Source organism: Bacillus sp. FJAT-27445 (genome assembly GCF_001510665.1).
Classification (GTDB): Bacteria; Bacillota; Bacilli; order Bacillales; family Cytobacillaceae; genus Bacillus_D.
The window spans coordinates 318,787-333,697 of record NZ_LMTI01000006.1 but is presented as its reverse complement, the minus strand read 5'-3'; the positions used below and the strand labels follow the sequence as shown (position 1 = coordinate 333,697).

Sequence of the window (14,911 nt, the reverse complement as noted above, 5' to 3'; positions counted from 1 at the left end):
TTCTCCCCGACAGTTATTTTTTGACGCTTTGAAAATATCGGTAATGGTATAAGCACAAGAAGATATCTGCTAAAAGCAGTATAGAGTAAAAGGCAAGCCACCAACCCTCGTCGCGGAGCCATGCGCCAATTGAAGCCGTACCTGCGTACTGCCCGGAATGAGAGAACATACTGAAGCTGTGGCCAAAGGCAAGAAGAATCGAAAGAATGCTTAAAATGCCGAACATGACGATGATGGCAATATAATTACTTTTAATTTTGTTTGTTTTTACCCCGCCAAAAAGCGGTAGCCAACTTGGCAACGAATTTGCTGCTTTTCCAACCCCTGCTGAACCGTTTCTGGGCAACCTGAGGTACGTCTCCCAATTAAGGGCCCTTTCTGAAAATCCCGACAGTGGCCGGAGCTTTTCCTGAAGCTTGTCTTCTAGCAGTTTTATATATTGGCCCGCCCTGGACATCCTCCGTACCTCGCCGTTCCAGATTAGGAGGATCAAATTACAGATAAACGGAATAAAAAACACATAAATGCCTTCAATTATTTTTTCTTTACCCCAAAGGTTTGCGCTAAATGCAATCAGTACACCAATAGCCGTCAGACCGTAATTAATGACCGACTGCTGGTTTTTTAGTGAATCGCTCACTTCGGCCCGGAGTGAATTGTATTCGGTGATTACGACATCAACCCATTTTAACTGGAAGTCCGTTTTGTCCATTTCTTTTTCCGCCAAATCACCCACGCTCCCCAAACCGTTTTGCCAATTCCTTATATGTAATCGCCGAGGTATATGCTACATGCCAATCAGCTTCTTCCATAGCCAGTTCTTCCCCTACCGCGACAGAAAACATCCCCGCAAGCCTAATCGCCTTAAGCCCTGCTTTGCCGTCTTCGATTGCTGCGCAATATTCCGGGGCAACTCCAAGACCGTCGGCAGCCCTCAAAAAGATTTCTGGGTCAGGCTTTCCATTGGCAAGAGAAGCTGGATCGACAATAAAATCCATATACTGAAGAAGGCCTGCTTTTTTTAAAACAATCGGCCCACTTGTGCTAGCAGAGGCAACTGCCATCTTAATCCCGTATCGTTTTAACTCGGAAAGCAATGCCTCAATCCCTGGTAAAACCGCAGCTTTATCGAGGTTATTAATCAATCGCTGATATTGCCTGTTTTTTGCCTCAGAAAGTTCTTTCTTCTCGTTAAGGTTCAGCTTTTTTCCGGAACGCTTTACCAGATCTTCTATAATATCCATTCTCGAAATTCCTTTATACCCTTTGTTATCCTCTACGGTAAAGGGTATATCCAAAAAATCGGCCATCCATTTATTTGCGAAAAAATGCAAGCCGACAGTATCTACGAGTACTCCGTCCATATCAAAAATAATCGCTTTCAGCCGCATGGCCAACCCCCAGACTTTGATATCTTTCCATTAGTGTTCATCTATAACTTTTTTAGCGACAATGTTCTATTTTATAGCTTCCTAAGCAAGCCAAAAAAGGAAACAGCATGTCAGCTGTTTCCCTCGTGCCCGTCCCTATTCAAAAGCCTGTCCTCAAGCTCCTTTGCTTTTCTCGCTTCCTTTCTTGATACGCGGATAATCAGCCACATTGCGCCGATCGCGCCAAGGAGGAAAAAGAAAAACGAAATAGCAGCGGGAATATATTCGCTTTTATCCTCCGGAAAATAGAGGAAAAGTGCCATTAAGAAGGAATCCATTTTAAAACTTCCTCTCACCCCTGATATCACCAGTTAGTATAACATATCGTCTTTGCGAGGGTCCCGGAAAACAATTTCCTTTTCCATCAGCGGCTTATTTAACGATTTTGATATCCTTAATGATGACATCCTCTACAGGCTTGTCCGATTCGCCTACCTTCACTTCCGCAATCTTATCGACAACATCCATTCCCTCAATTACCTGGCCAAAAACCGTATGTTTGAAATCGAGGTATGGCGTTCCGCCCTGCTCGTACCCGGTGATGACGTCATCCGGATACCCGGCCTCTTTCATTTGGCCCTTCAGGCGTTCATCAAGGTTTTTGTTTTGGACGATGAAAAATTGGCTTCCGTTCGTGTTTTGCCCTGAATTTGCCATGGACAACGCACCGCGGAAGTTAAATAGCTGCTCGGAAAATTCATCCTCGAACGGCTTGCCGTATATACTTTCGCCGCCCCTTCCTGTTCCCTCCGGGTCACCTCCCTGGATCATGAAATCATTGATGACCCTGTGGAATGTCACACCGTCATAGTAGTCCTTTTCGCTAAGCTTGATGAAATTTTCTACCGTTTTTGGTGCAAGATCAGGGAAAAGTTTGATTTTTATTGTACCCATGTTTGTCACCATCTCAACAAGCCTTTCACCTTCCGCAACCTCGTTGGAAAGCTGTGGGTAGCCCGTTGTTTCAGGTCCCTGTTTGTTGTCATTCTTTTCTGTCTGTTCTGGCGTGTTTTGGCCCGCGCCTGTGTTCTTTTTGTCATCCGCTTTTTCCCCGGACGTCCCGCATGCTGATAAAACAAGCAGTACGCCAACCAAAGCGGCGGCTATTTTCAATTTCATTATTCATCCCTCCATTTAACTAATGTAACCGATTTTGAAAGCTTTTGCACTTTGTTTTTCCATCAATTTCATCCATAATGAAAGCAACGCACAAAATTGCAGAAGGAGTGGTCCGCTTGTCTGAGCTTCAAAAAGGTGACATCGTAACCGCCATCTATAAAACCGGTAAATACATTGCCGAATTTTCCGAAGAGCGACCGAATGGCATGCTAGTCCGTGTCCTCGGAGTGCTAAAGCATCCAATGCAGGGGGATCTCCACCACCCAAAGGATGCGGAGGTTGGCTTTTTTCATGAACGCCGCGCCCTATCCTACCGTGAAGGCGCGATAATACCAAAGCAGATGGTAAAAAAATATGAAGGCGAAGTACCCGATTATTCAGAATCGCTTAAGGAAGCTCTTGGAAAGTTAAAAGCCGAGCTTGAAAACGATTCGGGCGCATGGGCGGAAATGAGCCTCCGCAATGTTGAAACCCTTGAGAAAGAGTACTTTCACCGGCACTAACACAAAGGCCAAATCACATAAAGTGTGACTTGGCCTTTTACACGAATTCATTGAGAAACTTTGAGAAATCGATCCTGTCTCCGATTGTCGTCGGCTTCGGCTTCTCAAGATAACGTTTGTCCTTCTCTACAAGCTTAAAAATATTGTACGTTGTCAATGCGTCATCAAGGGCACGGTGATGCCTTCCTGTCCCTTCCTTGCCATATTCCTGTACGGCTTTCCAAAGCCCTGTCTGGTTCTGGTCGCCGAAAAACCGTTTATACTCCATTGAAAGGTCAATTTCCTTCCCTTTAAGTGGAAACGGCAGGCCTGCCGCATCGCAATTATGGCGAAGCACCTTCATGTCCATGTTACCCCACGTGACTATTGTATTTTCCTGGTTCCTGCCAAGCTCGTCAAAGTAGTTGACCAAATCAGTAAATGGCATTCCCGAATCAATCTGCTTTTGGGTGATATGTAGGAATGATTTACAACGCTCGGAAAGAACCGGGAACCTAGAGGGCTTTACATAGGCCGAAAATTGTGACTGTATTTTGTTATCGATTACGGAGACGATGCCTGCTTCAATGATCTCTGGAAAAAACTCTCTTGACCTAATATTTTTTTCAGGCATCGTAAATTCAAAGTCAATAAACAGGAATTGTTTTTTCGCTGACAATCCATCCACTCCTCCCCGTCGCGCCTGTACTACATTATATTTAGAACCTGTACAAATAATTGTGCGCGTGTTCTATTTTTAAATATTTCTTTTACCCCACACTTAAAGGACAGTAAGCCCTAAAGGGGCAACTGTCCCTAAAGGTCCGATTGGTTCAGCTAACCATCAGCGGAAAACCACCGCTGATGGAAGGTTCACTTTATTATAGCATGGAAGCAGCTGAATTTTTGAAATTTTTTAACAACATTTAAAGTGTTTTCCAGCAGTTAAAAAGAGAAAAGGCAGCGAAGCCGCTGCCTTATTTTTTCAGTTTGAGTACGGCCATCGTGCATCTCGAAATGCAGACTGGCTTTCCTTCTTCATCTGTAATCCTAATGTCCCATACCTGAGTCGTTTTCCCTTGATGAAGCACTGTAGCAACCGCCTTGACTGCACCTTCCCGTTTCCCTCGGATATGGTTCGCATTAATCTCAAGCCCTGCCACAGACTCTGTTTCGTGGTCCACCAGTTCGTAAGCACCCACACTTGCTACGGTTTCTGCAAGAGCGACTGACGCCCCGCCATGCAGCAGGCCGAACGGCTGCTTCGTCCTTCCATCAACAGGCATCGTTGCCTCTACCCTGCCCTTTTCCAGCAAGGTAATTTCTATGCCGAGAGCCTCAATCAATGTATTTTTCACATTCATTTGCTATCCCCACTTTCTATGTAAAATGTTCTATCTTTAATAATTCTATAACTGCTTATACTATGTATGTCCAGCAATGGACCTCGGAAATCCTTCGAATGAGGTGAGCGCGCATGGATAGATACAGGGAAGGGCTGATACCGACAATCCTTGGTTCAGCTGTCACTGTTGCCGGTTACGCTATGTCACGGAACAACGGAGTCAACAAAATGGTTGCAAACACTGTGCTGGGCTTTGGCCTAGCGCACGTCGTTCTTGGAACAATTGACCTATTCGAACACCGAAGGGAAATGTAACTGGACATTTTGGTTCGGCAGCCGGGATTTAATCCGAGCTGCCTTTTTGTATAGCTGCAAGGGTTGCCGGAAGGATTTCTTCCTGTTCCTCGTCTTCCACACCACGTTTTTTACGAATGATTTTAAAAAGGAAATAAATAAAAACGGCTCCGATTACTGTGGCAACAAGAAATTCCTCAAGAAAAGCACCACTGGGATCTAAATGCTCACCAAATAGATAGCCTGCAGAGAACATGATTAACAGCCAGATTGTCGCGCCGCTGTAGGCAAAGAGAATGAACTTTTTAAATGATAGCCTGCTGAAACCATAGAGGAAGGGGACGAGTGCCCTGGCACCAGGTACAAAATAACTGAGTGAAAGAGAAAAAGCATGGTATTTATCCATGAGCCTAAGAGAAGTGGAAATCTTTTTTGCGAAACGTTCCTTCTTGGCCAAGAAATGAAGCAATGGCCAGCCAATAAACCTCCCAAAAAAATAACTGGCTGTCAATGCCGTCAGAACCCCGCCAAGGGTAGTAAAAAATATCGGGAGAATATGGGATGGGCTCTGGGATGCGGCCAATCCAATCGTCATCATTATAATTTCATTCGGCACCGGCAGCGTCGATGAACCGAGCAAAATCCATAAAAAAAGGCCGGCATAACCACTTTCATCGAGAATATTCATGAAAAAATCGAGATCCATCCTAAATCCCTCCCTAACCCTTGCTTCCTATCTCTTCCTTTCCCTCTTTTCGTCTCTGGCAATCCTTCCCTCCCTTGTATAGCTGAGATACAAATTTCATATACATTAATGAAATGGAATGTACGAGTAAGAACATATCCTCCGGCTTAGTCTTGGAGAAACGCCAAGAATGAATCCCCGCTTGTGGCTTTTGCGTGTAAAACTTTATACAAAGGAAGTGAACCATTTGCATTTTTATGGCTATCCTTATCCTTCATCCTATAGAGGTTTCCCGGCCCAGCCTGCCAGGGTGCTTCCTCCTGCCGTTCCCGACATGTTTATGGCATCGGCGAGGAGAGTAAGGCCCTCCTTATCCGAAGCAGGCGTGCTAGCGAATAAAATAGCTGGATCAAGGAATTTATCGCAGCGAATCATGGAAGCTGCCCAGGCATCAAAACCCGATATTGTCAGGAACCTGCTTACATCGGCGGGGGTCAGAAAAGATGCGAGGATTATTTTCGACCCTGACGGACTAACAGTCGTTTTTGCTGACCCCGGCTGCTGCGGAGTTTCCATCACGATGAGATGGAGATAGATTTCCTTGAATAAAGGAGTTTTAGAAACCAAAACGTTACTATCGGTTGAAGCATTTCTTCAATTTTATCATAGGAGGAAGGAGTTTCCAAAGACAGAAAGGGCTGTACCTCTTAAGGGCAGCCCTTCTTTTTGGCCTTTAGTAAAAATAAGGGTTTCCGTAGCCGAAGCCTCCGTAGCCAAATCCGTATCCTGGAAAACCAACTGGGGGATAGGCCGGGAACGGGGCAAACGGCCGTGGAAAGAACAGTGCGCTTCCCAACGCACCGCCTAGCAGCCCGCCAAGAAACGGCCCTACAAAAAACCGTTGATCCCCGCCATAGTAGTGCTGATTTCTTATGTCATACATATGGGAACCTCCTTTTCTGTGCACTTGCCTTCCCTATTTCATATGCGAGCAAGGAAGGGATTGAGTGGGCGGGCTCCATTTTTCAGCTGTAAAAGAAAAGCCCCCCGGAACAGGACCGGGGGGCAAATCGCATGGTAGGGGATTTATTCCCCTTATTCTTTAGTTATTTTCCAAGAGACTCAAAACGTTCAACGAACAAGGCGAGCGTCCTGGTCATTGCTCCAGTCGCGCCTGCCGGGCCAAGGTCAGTATCCTGCCTTGCCGTAGATGTTCCGGCAATATCGAGGTGTACCCATGGGGTCCCTTCGGCAAATTCACCGACGAAAGCGCCGCCCATAACCGCGTGCCCTTCAGAGCCAGGCGAATTATTCAAATCGGCGATTTTGCTGCCGCGGACACGTTCCAAATCTTTTTCAAAGATTGGCAGGCGCCACATTTGCTCGCCTGCTTCATAGGAAGCTTCAAGCACCTGTTCAAACAGCTCTTCGTTATTAGTCATCGCCCCGGTCGTATGCATGCCGAGTGCAGTGATGACCCCGCCAGTCAACGTCGCCACATCGACAAGGTATTGGGCGCCGTGGTGCTTCGCATAAGTCATCGCATCCGCAAGCACAAGACGTCCTTCCGCATCGGTGTTCAGCACTTCAATTGTCTTTCCGCTCATGGAAGTGATGACATCATCCGGTTTGAAAGCTCCGCCGCTGATCATGTTGTCAGTGGAAGGGATGACAGCGACCACGTTTTGCTCAGGCTTCAACTCGCCGATGATTTCCATCGCGCCGAGAACAGCGGCTGCCCCGCCCATATCTGTCTTCATGCCAACGATGCCAGTCTTCGTTTTAATGGAATACCCGCCCGTATCAAACGTAATCCCTTTACCGACAAGGCCAATTGCGTCCTCCCATGTTTCTTTTCCATGGTACTTAAGGACAATCATCCTTGGCTCCTCGACAGATCCTTGGTTAACAGCAAGGAGTGCACCCATGCCAAGTTTTTTGATTTCTTCAAGGCCGAGAATTTCCGTTTCGAAACCGTACTTTTCCCCGAGTTCGCGCGCATATTCCGCCAAATCCGAAGCCTTGAGCATATTGCCAGGCGTGTTGACGAGCGTCCGCGCCGAATTTGTTCCCCGGCCGTATGCATAGCCAACCGTAAGAGAAGCTTTGATTTCATCTTCGTCCGAAGATTCGGTGTAAACCGTAATGCTCCCAAGTCTTTTATCCGGTTCATTCGGCTTTTGTTTGTAACCTTCGAATGCATAGGTCGAAAGGGCAAAAGCCTCGCTTGCGGCATAAGCAGCGTCATTCACATCAATATCGCCTGTCAGGAAGGAGTCAAGCAGAAGGGCTGCTTCCTCTTGTTTTGCATTTTTCAGTGATTTAAAAACCCGTCCCAGTGCCTCACGGAGCTTTTCAAATGTAAATTCCTTTTCCCTGCCCAGGCCGACGAACCAGATTTTTTTTGCTCCGGCCTTGCCGAGTGTATGTAATTTGCCAACTTCTTTAAGCTTTCCTGAAATATCGCCGTTTTTGGCAATTTCATTTAACTGCCCTTCGAATAATTCATCAAGCGCTGCCAGCCCTCCCTCAAATTTGACCGGCTTGTCAAAGAGGCCAATAACAAGGTTTTCATGGCTTGCTGAAAAATTTACTTCTGTTTTTACCGTAAACATCTCCGTACCCCCTTTATTTATACCTTTTAATTATACCGAAAAGTATGAAAAATTCATATCAACCCATACCGGCTATTCCTCCATATACAAATACAGTGATGGAAGCGGCGGAAGAATATTAATTTGTTCATACGGAACCGAGTCAACGCCGTCCGGAATAAGCAACTGACATTCTTCAATATAAACAATCACCTTTTCGAGGTCCAAGCCCCAATGCCTCGGCCTGTAGCCCTGCAAATAGTCATGGGCCGCCTGCATCATTAGCCGCGCGCCTTTCACATTTCCGTAGCCATAGTGGTAAAGGGCAACACTCATCTGCAACAGCCCCTTAAAGAACAGGTTTCCCTTCTCCTCCATCCACATCTCTTCCAGAAGGTCATGGCAGGTGTAATAATCGCCTTCATTAAAATGGATAAAGAATTCATAGTACTGATGTGGATAAAGCTCCATTCGGCTCACCTTCCCTCCCGTGCTCTCTCTTCATCATACTTCCGCTTTCTCTTTTCCTCAAAAAATCAAACTGAACAAAGAACAAATGCGTAAGCGCCTCGGTCAGCATGACTGGGCCCGCAGGACGGGCACCGGCTTGACGATAGAGGAGTTAGAGCTTTCCTCGTGCTATGGCTTTTTATTCGTGTGAGGCTTATGCTTCCTTTGGTAGAGCTGGGTTACAATAACAATATTTCGAGTAATCCATAATGTTCTATTTATTAGCTTTTCAGGTTCTTCACCATAAGTGCTAGTTTATAATAAATGACACACTTATATGTTGATTAGAGCGGAGGGCACCGACTCCTGCGGGATGCAGCGGCAAGGTGGAGACCCCACAGGCGCCAGCGCCGAGGAGGCTCCACTGACGCCCCGCGGAAAGCGTGTGCCCGGAGCGGAAATCAACACATTGTAAAACCGCTTTTTGTGGTGAAGAACGCTTTTTAAGCAATTAAAAAAGAGCTGGCGTAACGCTGTGCCAGCTCCAGGATTCCATTTATATTATTTTTTTTCTGATTTTATGTACTGTTGCCGAAAAACCTGCAGGGATTCTGTCTCATTCATAACATCCATTTCCTGTTCGGTCAGTTTCCCATTGCCCATTTTGACGATGAATACTTCTACGGTTCTTTTTCCCCATTCCTTAAAAACATCCTGAGTTGTCTCGTAATAGAGATCAAGCTTATGGCCTTTGATGGCGCTGCCGGTGTCGGCTACAACCCCATATCCATAGTCCGGGATGAATAGCACACTCCCGATTGGGAAGATTTTCGGATCCGCAGCGACTGTTGAAAACAGGTCCCGTTTAACCTTGACCCCTGAGTATGTAATACCGTATGCTGGGTGGCCTTTTTCCTTTCCGGTTGATTCAAACCCTGCCGTATAGCCTGTGGCAATGACTGTTTTTTTATTGTACTTACTCCAGTCAATTGCATCCTCAAGCTTCGGTGGGGCTGCAGCGACTGCTTCACTTGATGAAATTAAGCTTTGTGGCCTAATCACATGTTTGATTTCCTTTAGTTTCAATCCGACTGTTTTCATTTTATGGGCAAAAAATGTCTGAAAGTTTTTCTCTTGGTATGGGGCTTCCTGTCCAAGACCCGAGTAGGATATAAGTATTTTTGCTTCTACGCCGGAAATGGATTGGAATGTGGTCGAAAGTGCCAGAACAAACAATAGTGCCGTGGCAAACCGCCTAGCCCATGCTTTTTTATGGTTCATAAATTTTTTCACTCCTCCCATGACAATCTTCCCCAAGATTCAGGAATATATTCATAAAAGGAACAAAAAAATGATTATTTACAGGTAAATTTGCCTATACGGACATAAAAATAGCCTTTTTCTCGAAGAAAAAGGCTAAAACATTTGGTATCCATTTTTTCTTAAAAGCTTTATGGCCGCTCCTGCTGCAATCGCCCCAACCAGCCCGCTGGAAAGAATGATAATATCCGCGGAGCCAAGTGATGCAAGTTCATGCCCCAGTTCAGTTAGTGCGTTCTTGCTATTTTTGAAATAATCGATAAACCTAACCTTGTCGACAATCAGCAGGACAATGATTGGATAAATGACGGCCATGATCCACGACATTCTCAAAAGCATATTCAAAAGGAAACCAATTCCGAAAAATAGTACAAAAAATAATAGCATTGATAAGACCAATTCGACAATACTCATAATCCATCCCCCTTAGACACTCAAGTTATAGTTTACTTAAGGCCTTTGGGACAGTCAACAGCGTTGCCTGCAAAAAAGGAGCAAATCGAAATTGGAAATGTTAAATAGAATGGTTTTTGCGTTTGCCAAATGCTAATCCTTCTTTTTGCCTGATCCGCTGCAGCAAGTGCACGTTTCAGAACCGCCAAGCAGAAGCTGGAAATAGCCATTCCCTTCGCAATACATACATTTCTTCGCATCCGCCTTAGTTGTTTTCATATCATTTCCTCCTTTAAAATATTAACTCAATTTTCTGATAATATAACAGGATTATATGAAAACAGAAACCGGGATATTCAGCTATTTTTTGGAATGAAAACGTATACATTCACTTCGTTCTTCCATTTACTCGGAGATTCTTAAAATTACTGAAAATTTAAATAATTTTTCAAAGCTGATATTTCCCCTTATTAAAAATACAGCTTATACGTCGTATAGCCGAACTCATTGCCTGGATTCATCCCGTCCTTGCCGGGGAGATAGCGTAAATTCCCCAAGCCGATTAAATAGTGGATTAGGATGGAGGCATCTTTATCAAGCATCAATTCTTCTGGCGACATATAGGCCACTTCGACGATTTCATTTTCCTGCGGGAGCAGGAGGCCCTCTTCTTTTACTTCTAATAAAAACAGCAGGAGATTATCGCTGAAATCCGACTTGATAACTCCAGTCCTAAGTCCAATCAATCCTTTTACAGTGCAATCCAGGCCGGTTTCTTCCTTTACTTCCCGGACAGCCGCTTCATCCGCGGTTTCTCCCTGTTCAACAAATCCCGCTGGTATCGACCACTTTCCCTTTAGCCCGCCATAGCTTTTTTTTACAACAAGCCATTTCCCTTGATCCGTTATAACCAGGCCAGCCGCAGCCAGCCAGACCTTCCCGCGCTTATTCGCAGCCATCTTCCCCACCCTCTCAAGAAATTTTTATACTATGTATGAATTGTTAGGAAGCTGTCTAAAATCAATAAAAACAGCAGATTTTCCTGGTAGAGCGTTTTTTCTCTTACTGTAAAGAGCGGCAGCCACCCTTACATATAACGCAAAAAGGGCAGATTGCTCTGCCCCCTTAAAATTATAGTACATTGAATTTTCCTTTTTTCAATACAAGTCCCGCGCCTCCAACTAGGTAAAGAGAGCGGTTGTCGATGACTTTTTTCATAAAAGAGGCTTTTCCGCCAGTCAGTTTTTTGCCATAAACGACCCCGATTGCATCATCTTCGCCAAGGGAGCAGACAGTACCTTTAATATCCGGCACGAACGTTTCAAGCTCCTCTTTGCCGCGGATCAGTGCGACAAGGTTCCGAGCCGCCACTTCGCCCTGCTGGATTGCAATTTGCGCGGTCGGCGGGAACGGGCGGTTGATTTCTTCATTAATAATCAAAGAGCAATCCCCAATGATGAAGATATCATTGAAGCCTGGAACACGGAGGTCAGGCTGTACTTTTACACGGCCCCTCATTGCTTCAAAACCTGATTTTTCAATGACGGAGTGTCCGCGGACACCGGCTGCCCATACAACAGTCTCAGCCTTGATTTCCATCACTTCGTTTTCACCTTTGCCAACAATGATTCCTTGTGGAGTGCACTCCTTGATGGCAGTGCCAATCATGAATTCCACGCCTTTGCGTTCAAGCGCCGCAACTGCGTAATTGACAAGCTCAGGATCAAACCCTGGAAGAACCGTTGGAGCAGCTTCGACACAGATGATCCGTACTTTATTGAAGTCCACATCGTACTCCTGGCAAAGCTCAGGGATGCGGTTGGCAAGTTCGCCAAGAAATTCAATCCCGGTAAAGCCAGCTCCGCCAACGACGATCGTAAGTCGTTCGTCCTTCTTTTCTTCTTCAATATTATAGGTAGCGAATTGGTACTCAATATGTTCACGCATTTGGCGCGCGGAATTCACATTGGTAATTCCAAAGGCAAATTCCTTCAATCCTTTAATTCCAAAGGTTTCCGGCTCCGCACCAAGGGCAATCACTAAATAGTCATAGGCTAGCTCGCCTTTTTCAAGGACGACTTTCTTCTCTTCCTTATTGACTTCAATGACAGTTCCCTGAACGAATTCAACCTTATGCCTATCAATGACGGTATCGATATCATAGCGCACACGGTCGTGGTGCAGGGTACCAGCGGAGGCCTCGTGCAGCCATGTTGTTTCATAGTGGTAATCATTTTTGTTTACCAGGACGATTTCCGCTTCATTTACCCCTACCATTTTCTGAAGACGGACCGCGGTAACGAGCCCGCCATAGCCGGCCCCAAGAATGACGATTTTAGGGATTTTCAATGCAATCACTTCCACCTTTACATAATATTTTATACAAGTGCTTTTAGCTTCTGCCCCGGTTCTCCAAATTAGTTATCCAATATTTTTTCGGATATCCTTAATTTGGAAGAATCATAGACAATAAACGAGATTGTGATTTTTTTCACTTTGATGTTCAAAAAAATGTGCTGTTTTTGTCACAATATAGTAACAATAATTTCATATTTCATCTTATGCTTTTTCCATCGCATTTTCAAGCGAATTCTTCAACCAAAACGCTCATTTAAAAATGTTCAACAATTCAGTTAATTTATTTTTCCCTTTATTGTCAAGGGTTTTGCTCTAAATGAAAGAGAATGTGCTGGAAATCAATATGAAGCCCTTCCTGAATTTTGCAGCATATGGCTTGTATTGCCATAGTTGTGGTATGATAATTTGTGGACTACCTTTACTACTTTGTTGGGGGGATACACAGTGCAAGAAGAACAAAAGGTTTATGACATTACAATTATTGGGGGAGGGCCAGTTGGCCTGTTTACCGCTTTTTACGGGGGAATGAGACAGGCTTCGGTTAAAATTATTGAGAGCCTTCCACAACTAGGCGGCCAGCTGTCAGCCCTTTATCCTGAAAAATACATATACGATGTTGCCGGTTTCCCAAAGGTTCGCGCACAAGAACTGGTTAACAACTTGAAGGAGCAAATGGCAAAATTCGAACCAGCCGTCGCCCTGGAGCAGTCGGTTGAGAAAGTCGAAAAGCAAGGGGATGGCGTCTTCAAACTGACGACCGATAAAGAAACCCACTTTTCAAAAACTGTCATCATTACCGCTGGAAACGGCGCATTCCAGCCTCGCAGGCTTGAATTGGAAAGCGCTACCCAATACGAAGGAAAGAATCTTCATTATTTCATCGATGACTTGAACCAATTTGCCGGCAAAAAGGTTGTCGTGTTCGGCGGCGGCGATTCAGCTGTCGATTGGGCATTGATGCTGGAGCCAATCGCGGAAAAGGTATCCATTATCCATCGCCGCGAGAAGTTCCGCGCCCATGAGCACAGTGTTGAAAACCTTAATAATTCCAAGGTTGAAATTAAGACTCCATTTGTTCCGCATGAATTGATTGGCGGAGATGAAATCAAGCAGGTTGTCATCGCCAGCGTCGATGGCACTACAACGGAAGCAATCGATGTCGATGCCGTCATCGTAAACTACGGTTTCGTTTCATCACTTGGCCCAATCAAGGAATGGGGCCTTCAAATTGAAAAGAACTCCATTTTAGTAAATTCAAAAATGGAAACAACCGTACCTGGAATTTATGCAGCAGGCGATATTTGCACTTACGATGGCAAGGTAAAGCTGATCGCATGCGGATTCGGTGAGGCACCGACAGCCGTCAACAATGCAAAAGCGTATATCGATCCAAAAGCAAAGATCCAGCCGCTCCACAGCTCGTCGATGTTTGGTTGATTTTATTGAGGCTTCCCGGTTTTCCCGGGAGGCCTTTCTTGTTGAGTAAAGTCGAAGCTTCTTCTTCAAAAAAACCTTCCCATTCGTTAAGGTTTCCCCTAACGGCCAGGAAGGCAATAGCTTTATTTTTCAGATGGACTTAGCACTCTTCCGGCGTTCCCGTTGTGGTTGCAGTACGGAACGAGGAGCCGCATCCGCATGAAGCGATGGCGTTCGGGTTTTCAATTGTAAAACCGCCGCCCATCATGGATTGTTTATAATCAATCTTTGTACCGTTCAGAATTGGTCCACTATCCTTTTCGACCAAAATTCGGATGCCGAACTGTTCAAAATGGAGATCCCCTTCACTTGCTTCATGGTCAAAGCCCATTCCATAAGAGAGCCCGCTGCAGCCGCCCCCCTTTACGCCAACGCGCAGGAACGCGCCATCCTCTTCGTTTTGCTTCATCATTTCCTTGATTTGGAGAGCTGCTGCTTCTGTTAGGTGTACAATTTGGTTTTCCATCCCTATCCCTCCTTTACTAGCCTTATCTATAGTATATTTCAGTTGAGCATTCCATCTCAACATGTCTGCCTATTCTTTGGTAAAAATCAGAACATTGGATTCTCATCCAGATACTGATAAACATTGTCTACCAGCTCCTCCGGTGTGCTGCCAGTGACTGGCTCCCCATTAACCAGGGCATACATCGAGGAAGCGCATTTCCCGCAATAGCCAAGGCACCCATATTCAACAATATCAAGGTTTGGGTCCCTTTCAAGCTTTTCCAGCGCCTTTTGGGCACCACTCGCAAGATTGCTGATGCAAAATTCTATTATTGGTTTGATCATTGACTCACCTCATTTTATACACCCTATTATCCTACCCCTTTTGCCTACTCCAGTCAATTACCATAACCCTTTTGTATCTGTCAATACGGATACTGTATTTGTTGAGATATCGACACAATTTAGCTATACTCTTACTGAGTGAACGCGCGTGTATGATTATTATTCTGTACTAC

21 protein-coding genes are annotated in these 14,911 nt (G+C 45.2%); 4 read left to right on the top strand and 17 right to left on the bottom strand.

The window, feature by feature from the left end:
- Window positions 1-13: 13 nt before the first annotated feature.
- From AR337_RS19065 to AR337_RS19050, 4 genes are all read right to left on the bottom strand, one after another.
- Window positions 14-727, bottom strand: a complete 714-nt coding sequence (locus AR337_RS19065) for a hypothetical protein (RefSeq protein WP_059173616.1) — start codon at window positions 725-727, stop codon at window positions 14-16.
- A 1-nt stretch (window position 728) separates the two neighbouring features.
- Window positions 729-1,391, bottom strand: coding sequence for a beta-phosphoglucomutase (gene pgmB, locus AR337_RS19060; RefSeq protein WP_059173615.1), 663 nt, complete (start codon window positions 1,389-1,391; stop codon window positions 729-731).
- 110 nt (window positions 1,392-1,501) lie between these two features.
- On the bottom strand, window positions 1,502-1,708 hold the full coding sequence (locus AR337_RS19055) for a hypothetical protein (RefSeq protein WP_059173614.1): 207 nt from the start codon (window positions 1,706-1,708) through the stop codon (window positions 1,502-1,504).
- A 94-nt stretch (window positions 1,709-1,802) separates the two neighbouring features.
- A complete protein-coding gene (locus tag AR337_RS19050) occupies window positions 1,803-2,549 on the bottom strand; it encodes a peptidylprolyl isomerase (RefSeq protein WP_059173613.1) in 747 nt (248 codons plus the stop codon).
- Between the two features lie 116 nt (window positions 2,550-2,665).
- On the opposite strand from AR337_RS19050, the gene AR337_RS19045 reads away from it, so the two are divergent.
- Window positions 2,666-3,052 (top strand): kinase-associated lipoprotein B, encoded by a 387-nt coding sequence (locus AR337_RS19045; protein WP_059173612.1) that lies wholly within the window; start codon window positions 2,666-2,668, stop codon window positions 3,050-3,052.
- Between the two features lie 37 nt (window positions 3,053-3,089).
- On the opposite strand, the gene kapD is transcribed toward AR337_RS19045, so the two are convergent.
- On the bottom strand, window positions 3,090-3,710 hold the full coding sequence (gene kapD, locus AR337_RS19040) for a 3'-5' exonuclease KapD (RefSeq protein WP_082687063.1): 621 nt from the start codon (window positions 3,708-3,710) through the stop codon (window positions 3,090-3,092).
- 298 nt (window positions 3,711-4,008) lie between these two features.
- Window positions 4,009-4,395 carry a hotdog fold thioesterase gene (locus AR337_RS19035; RefSeq protein ID WP_059173611.1) on the bottom strand — a complete coding sequence of 129 codons (387 nt, stop codon included), beginning with the start codon at window positions 4,393-4,395 and terminating at the stop codon, window positions 4,009-4,011.
- A gap of 113 nt (window positions 4,396-4,508) precedes the next feature.
- Here AR337_RS19035 and AR337_RS19030 point away from each other — a divergent pair, with 113 nt between their 5' ends.
- Window positions 4,509-4,691, top strand: a complete 183-nt coding sequence (locus AR337_RS19030) for a hypothetical protein (protein ID WP_059173610.1) — start codon at window positions 4,509-4,511, stop codon at window positions 4,689-4,691.
- A 28-nt stretch (window positions 4,692-4,719) separates the two neighbouring features.
- Here AR337_RS19030 and AR337_RS19025 read toward each other — a convergent pair whose 3' ends face one another.
- Window positions 4,720-5,376 (bottom strand): DedA family protein, encoded by a 657-nt coding sequence (locus AR337_RS19025; protein WP_059173609.1) that lies wholly within the window; start codon window positions 5,374-5,376, stop codon window positions 4,720-4,722.
- A 169-nt stretch (window positions 5,377-5,545) separates the two neighbouring features.
- On the opposite strand from AR337_RS19025, the gene AR337_RS19015 reads away from it, so the two are divergent.
- Window positions 5,546-5,950 (top strand): hypothetical protein, encoded by a 405-nt coding sequence (locus AR337_RS19015; RefSeq protein ID WP_156424458.1) that lies wholly within the window; start codon window positions 5,546-5,548, stop codon window positions 5,948-5,950.
- 138 nt (window positions 5,951-6,088) lie between these two features.
- Here the strand turns inward: AR337_RS19015 and AR337_RS19010 are convergent, their stop codons facing one another.
- The 8 genes from AR337_RS19010 to AR337_RS18980 all read right to left on the bottom strand — a co-directional run bounded on the left by AR337_RS19010 (window position 6,089) and on the right by AR337_RS18980 (window position 12,461).
- Window positions 6,089-6,298, bottom strand: coding sequence for a hypothetical protein (locus AR337_RS19010; RefSeq protein WP_059173606.1), 210 nt, complete (start codon window positions 6,296-6,298; stop codon window positions 6,089-6,091).
- Window positions 6,299-6,461: 163 nt separating this feature from the next.
- A complete protein-coding gene (locus AR337_RS19005; protein WP_059173605.1) occupies window positions 6,462-7,970 on the bottom strand; it encodes a leucyl aminopeptidase in 1,509 nt (502 codons plus the stop codon).
- A 72-nt stretch (window positions 7,971-8,042) separates the two neighbouring features.
- Complete coding sequence (locus AR337_RS19000) at window positions 8,043-8,420, bottom strand: DUF309 domain-containing protein (RefSeq protein ID WP_059173604.1); 378 nt, start codon at window positions 8,418-8,420, stop codon at window positions 8,043-8,045.
- Window positions 8,421-8,960: 540 nt separating this feature from the next.
- Complete coding sequence (locus AR337_RS18995; RefSeq protein ID WP_059173707.1) at window positions 8,961-9,680, bottom strand: 3D domain-containing protein; 720 nt, start codon at window positions 9,678-9,680, stop codon at window positions 8,961-8,963.
- A gap of 135 nt (window positions 9,681-9,815) precedes the next feature.
- Entirely contained in the window at window positions 9,816-10,133 is a 318-nt protein-coding gene (locus AR337_RS18990) for a YuiB family protein (protein WP_059173603.1), read from the bottom strand.
- A gap of 132 nt (window positions 10,134-10,265) precedes the next feature.
- On the bottom strand, window positions 10,266-10,391 hold the full coding sequence (locus tag AR337_RS23545; protein ID WP_172797570.1) for a YuiA family protein: 126 nt from the start codon (window positions 10,389-10,391) through the stop codon (window positions 10,266-10,268).
- A gap of 191 nt (window positions 10,392-10,582) precedes the next feature.
- Window positions 10,583-11,071, bottom strand: coding sequence for an NUDIX domain-containing protein (locus AR337_RS18985; RefSeq protein WP_059173602.1), 489 nt, complete (start codon window positions 11,069-11,071; stop codon window positions 10,583-10,585).
- A 172-nt stretch (window positions 11,072-11,243) separates the two neighbouring features.
- Window positions 11,244-12,461: an NAD(P)/FAD-dependent oxidoreductase gene (locus tag AR337_RS18980; RefSeq protein ID WP_059173601.1), complete on the bottom strand. Its 1,218-nt coding sequence runs from the start codon at window positions 12,459-12,461 to the stop codon at window positions 11,244-11,246.
- Window positions 12,462-12,914: 453 nt separating this feature from the next.
- On the opposite strand from AR337_RS18980, the gene AR337_RS18975 reads away from it, so the two are divergent.
- On the top strand, window positions 12,915-13,907 hold the full coding sequence (locus AR337_RS18975; protein WP_059173600.1) for an NAD(P)/FAD-dependent oxidoreductase: 993 nt from the start codon (window positions 12,915-12,917) through the stop codon (window positions 13,905-13,907).
- Window positions 13,908-14,046: 139 nt separating this feature from the next.
- Here the strand turns inward: AR337_RS18975 and AR337_RS18970 are convergent, their stop codons facing one another.
- Window positions 14,047-14,412 carry an iron-sulfur cluster assembly accessory protein gene (locus AR337_RS18970; protein ID WP_059173599.1) on the bottom strand — a complete coding sequence of 122 codons (366 nt, stop codon included), beginning with the start codon at window positions 14,410-14,412 and terminating at the stop codon, window positions 14,047-14,049.
- Between the two features lie 86 nt (window positions 14,413-14,498).
- Complete coding sequence (locus AR337_RS18965) at window positions 14,499-14,738, bottom strand: YuzB family protein (RefSeq protein WP_059173598.1); 240 nt, start codon at window positions 14,736-14,738, stop codon at window positions 14,499-14,501.
- Between the last annotated feature and the right edge of the window lie 173 nt (window positions 14,739-14,911).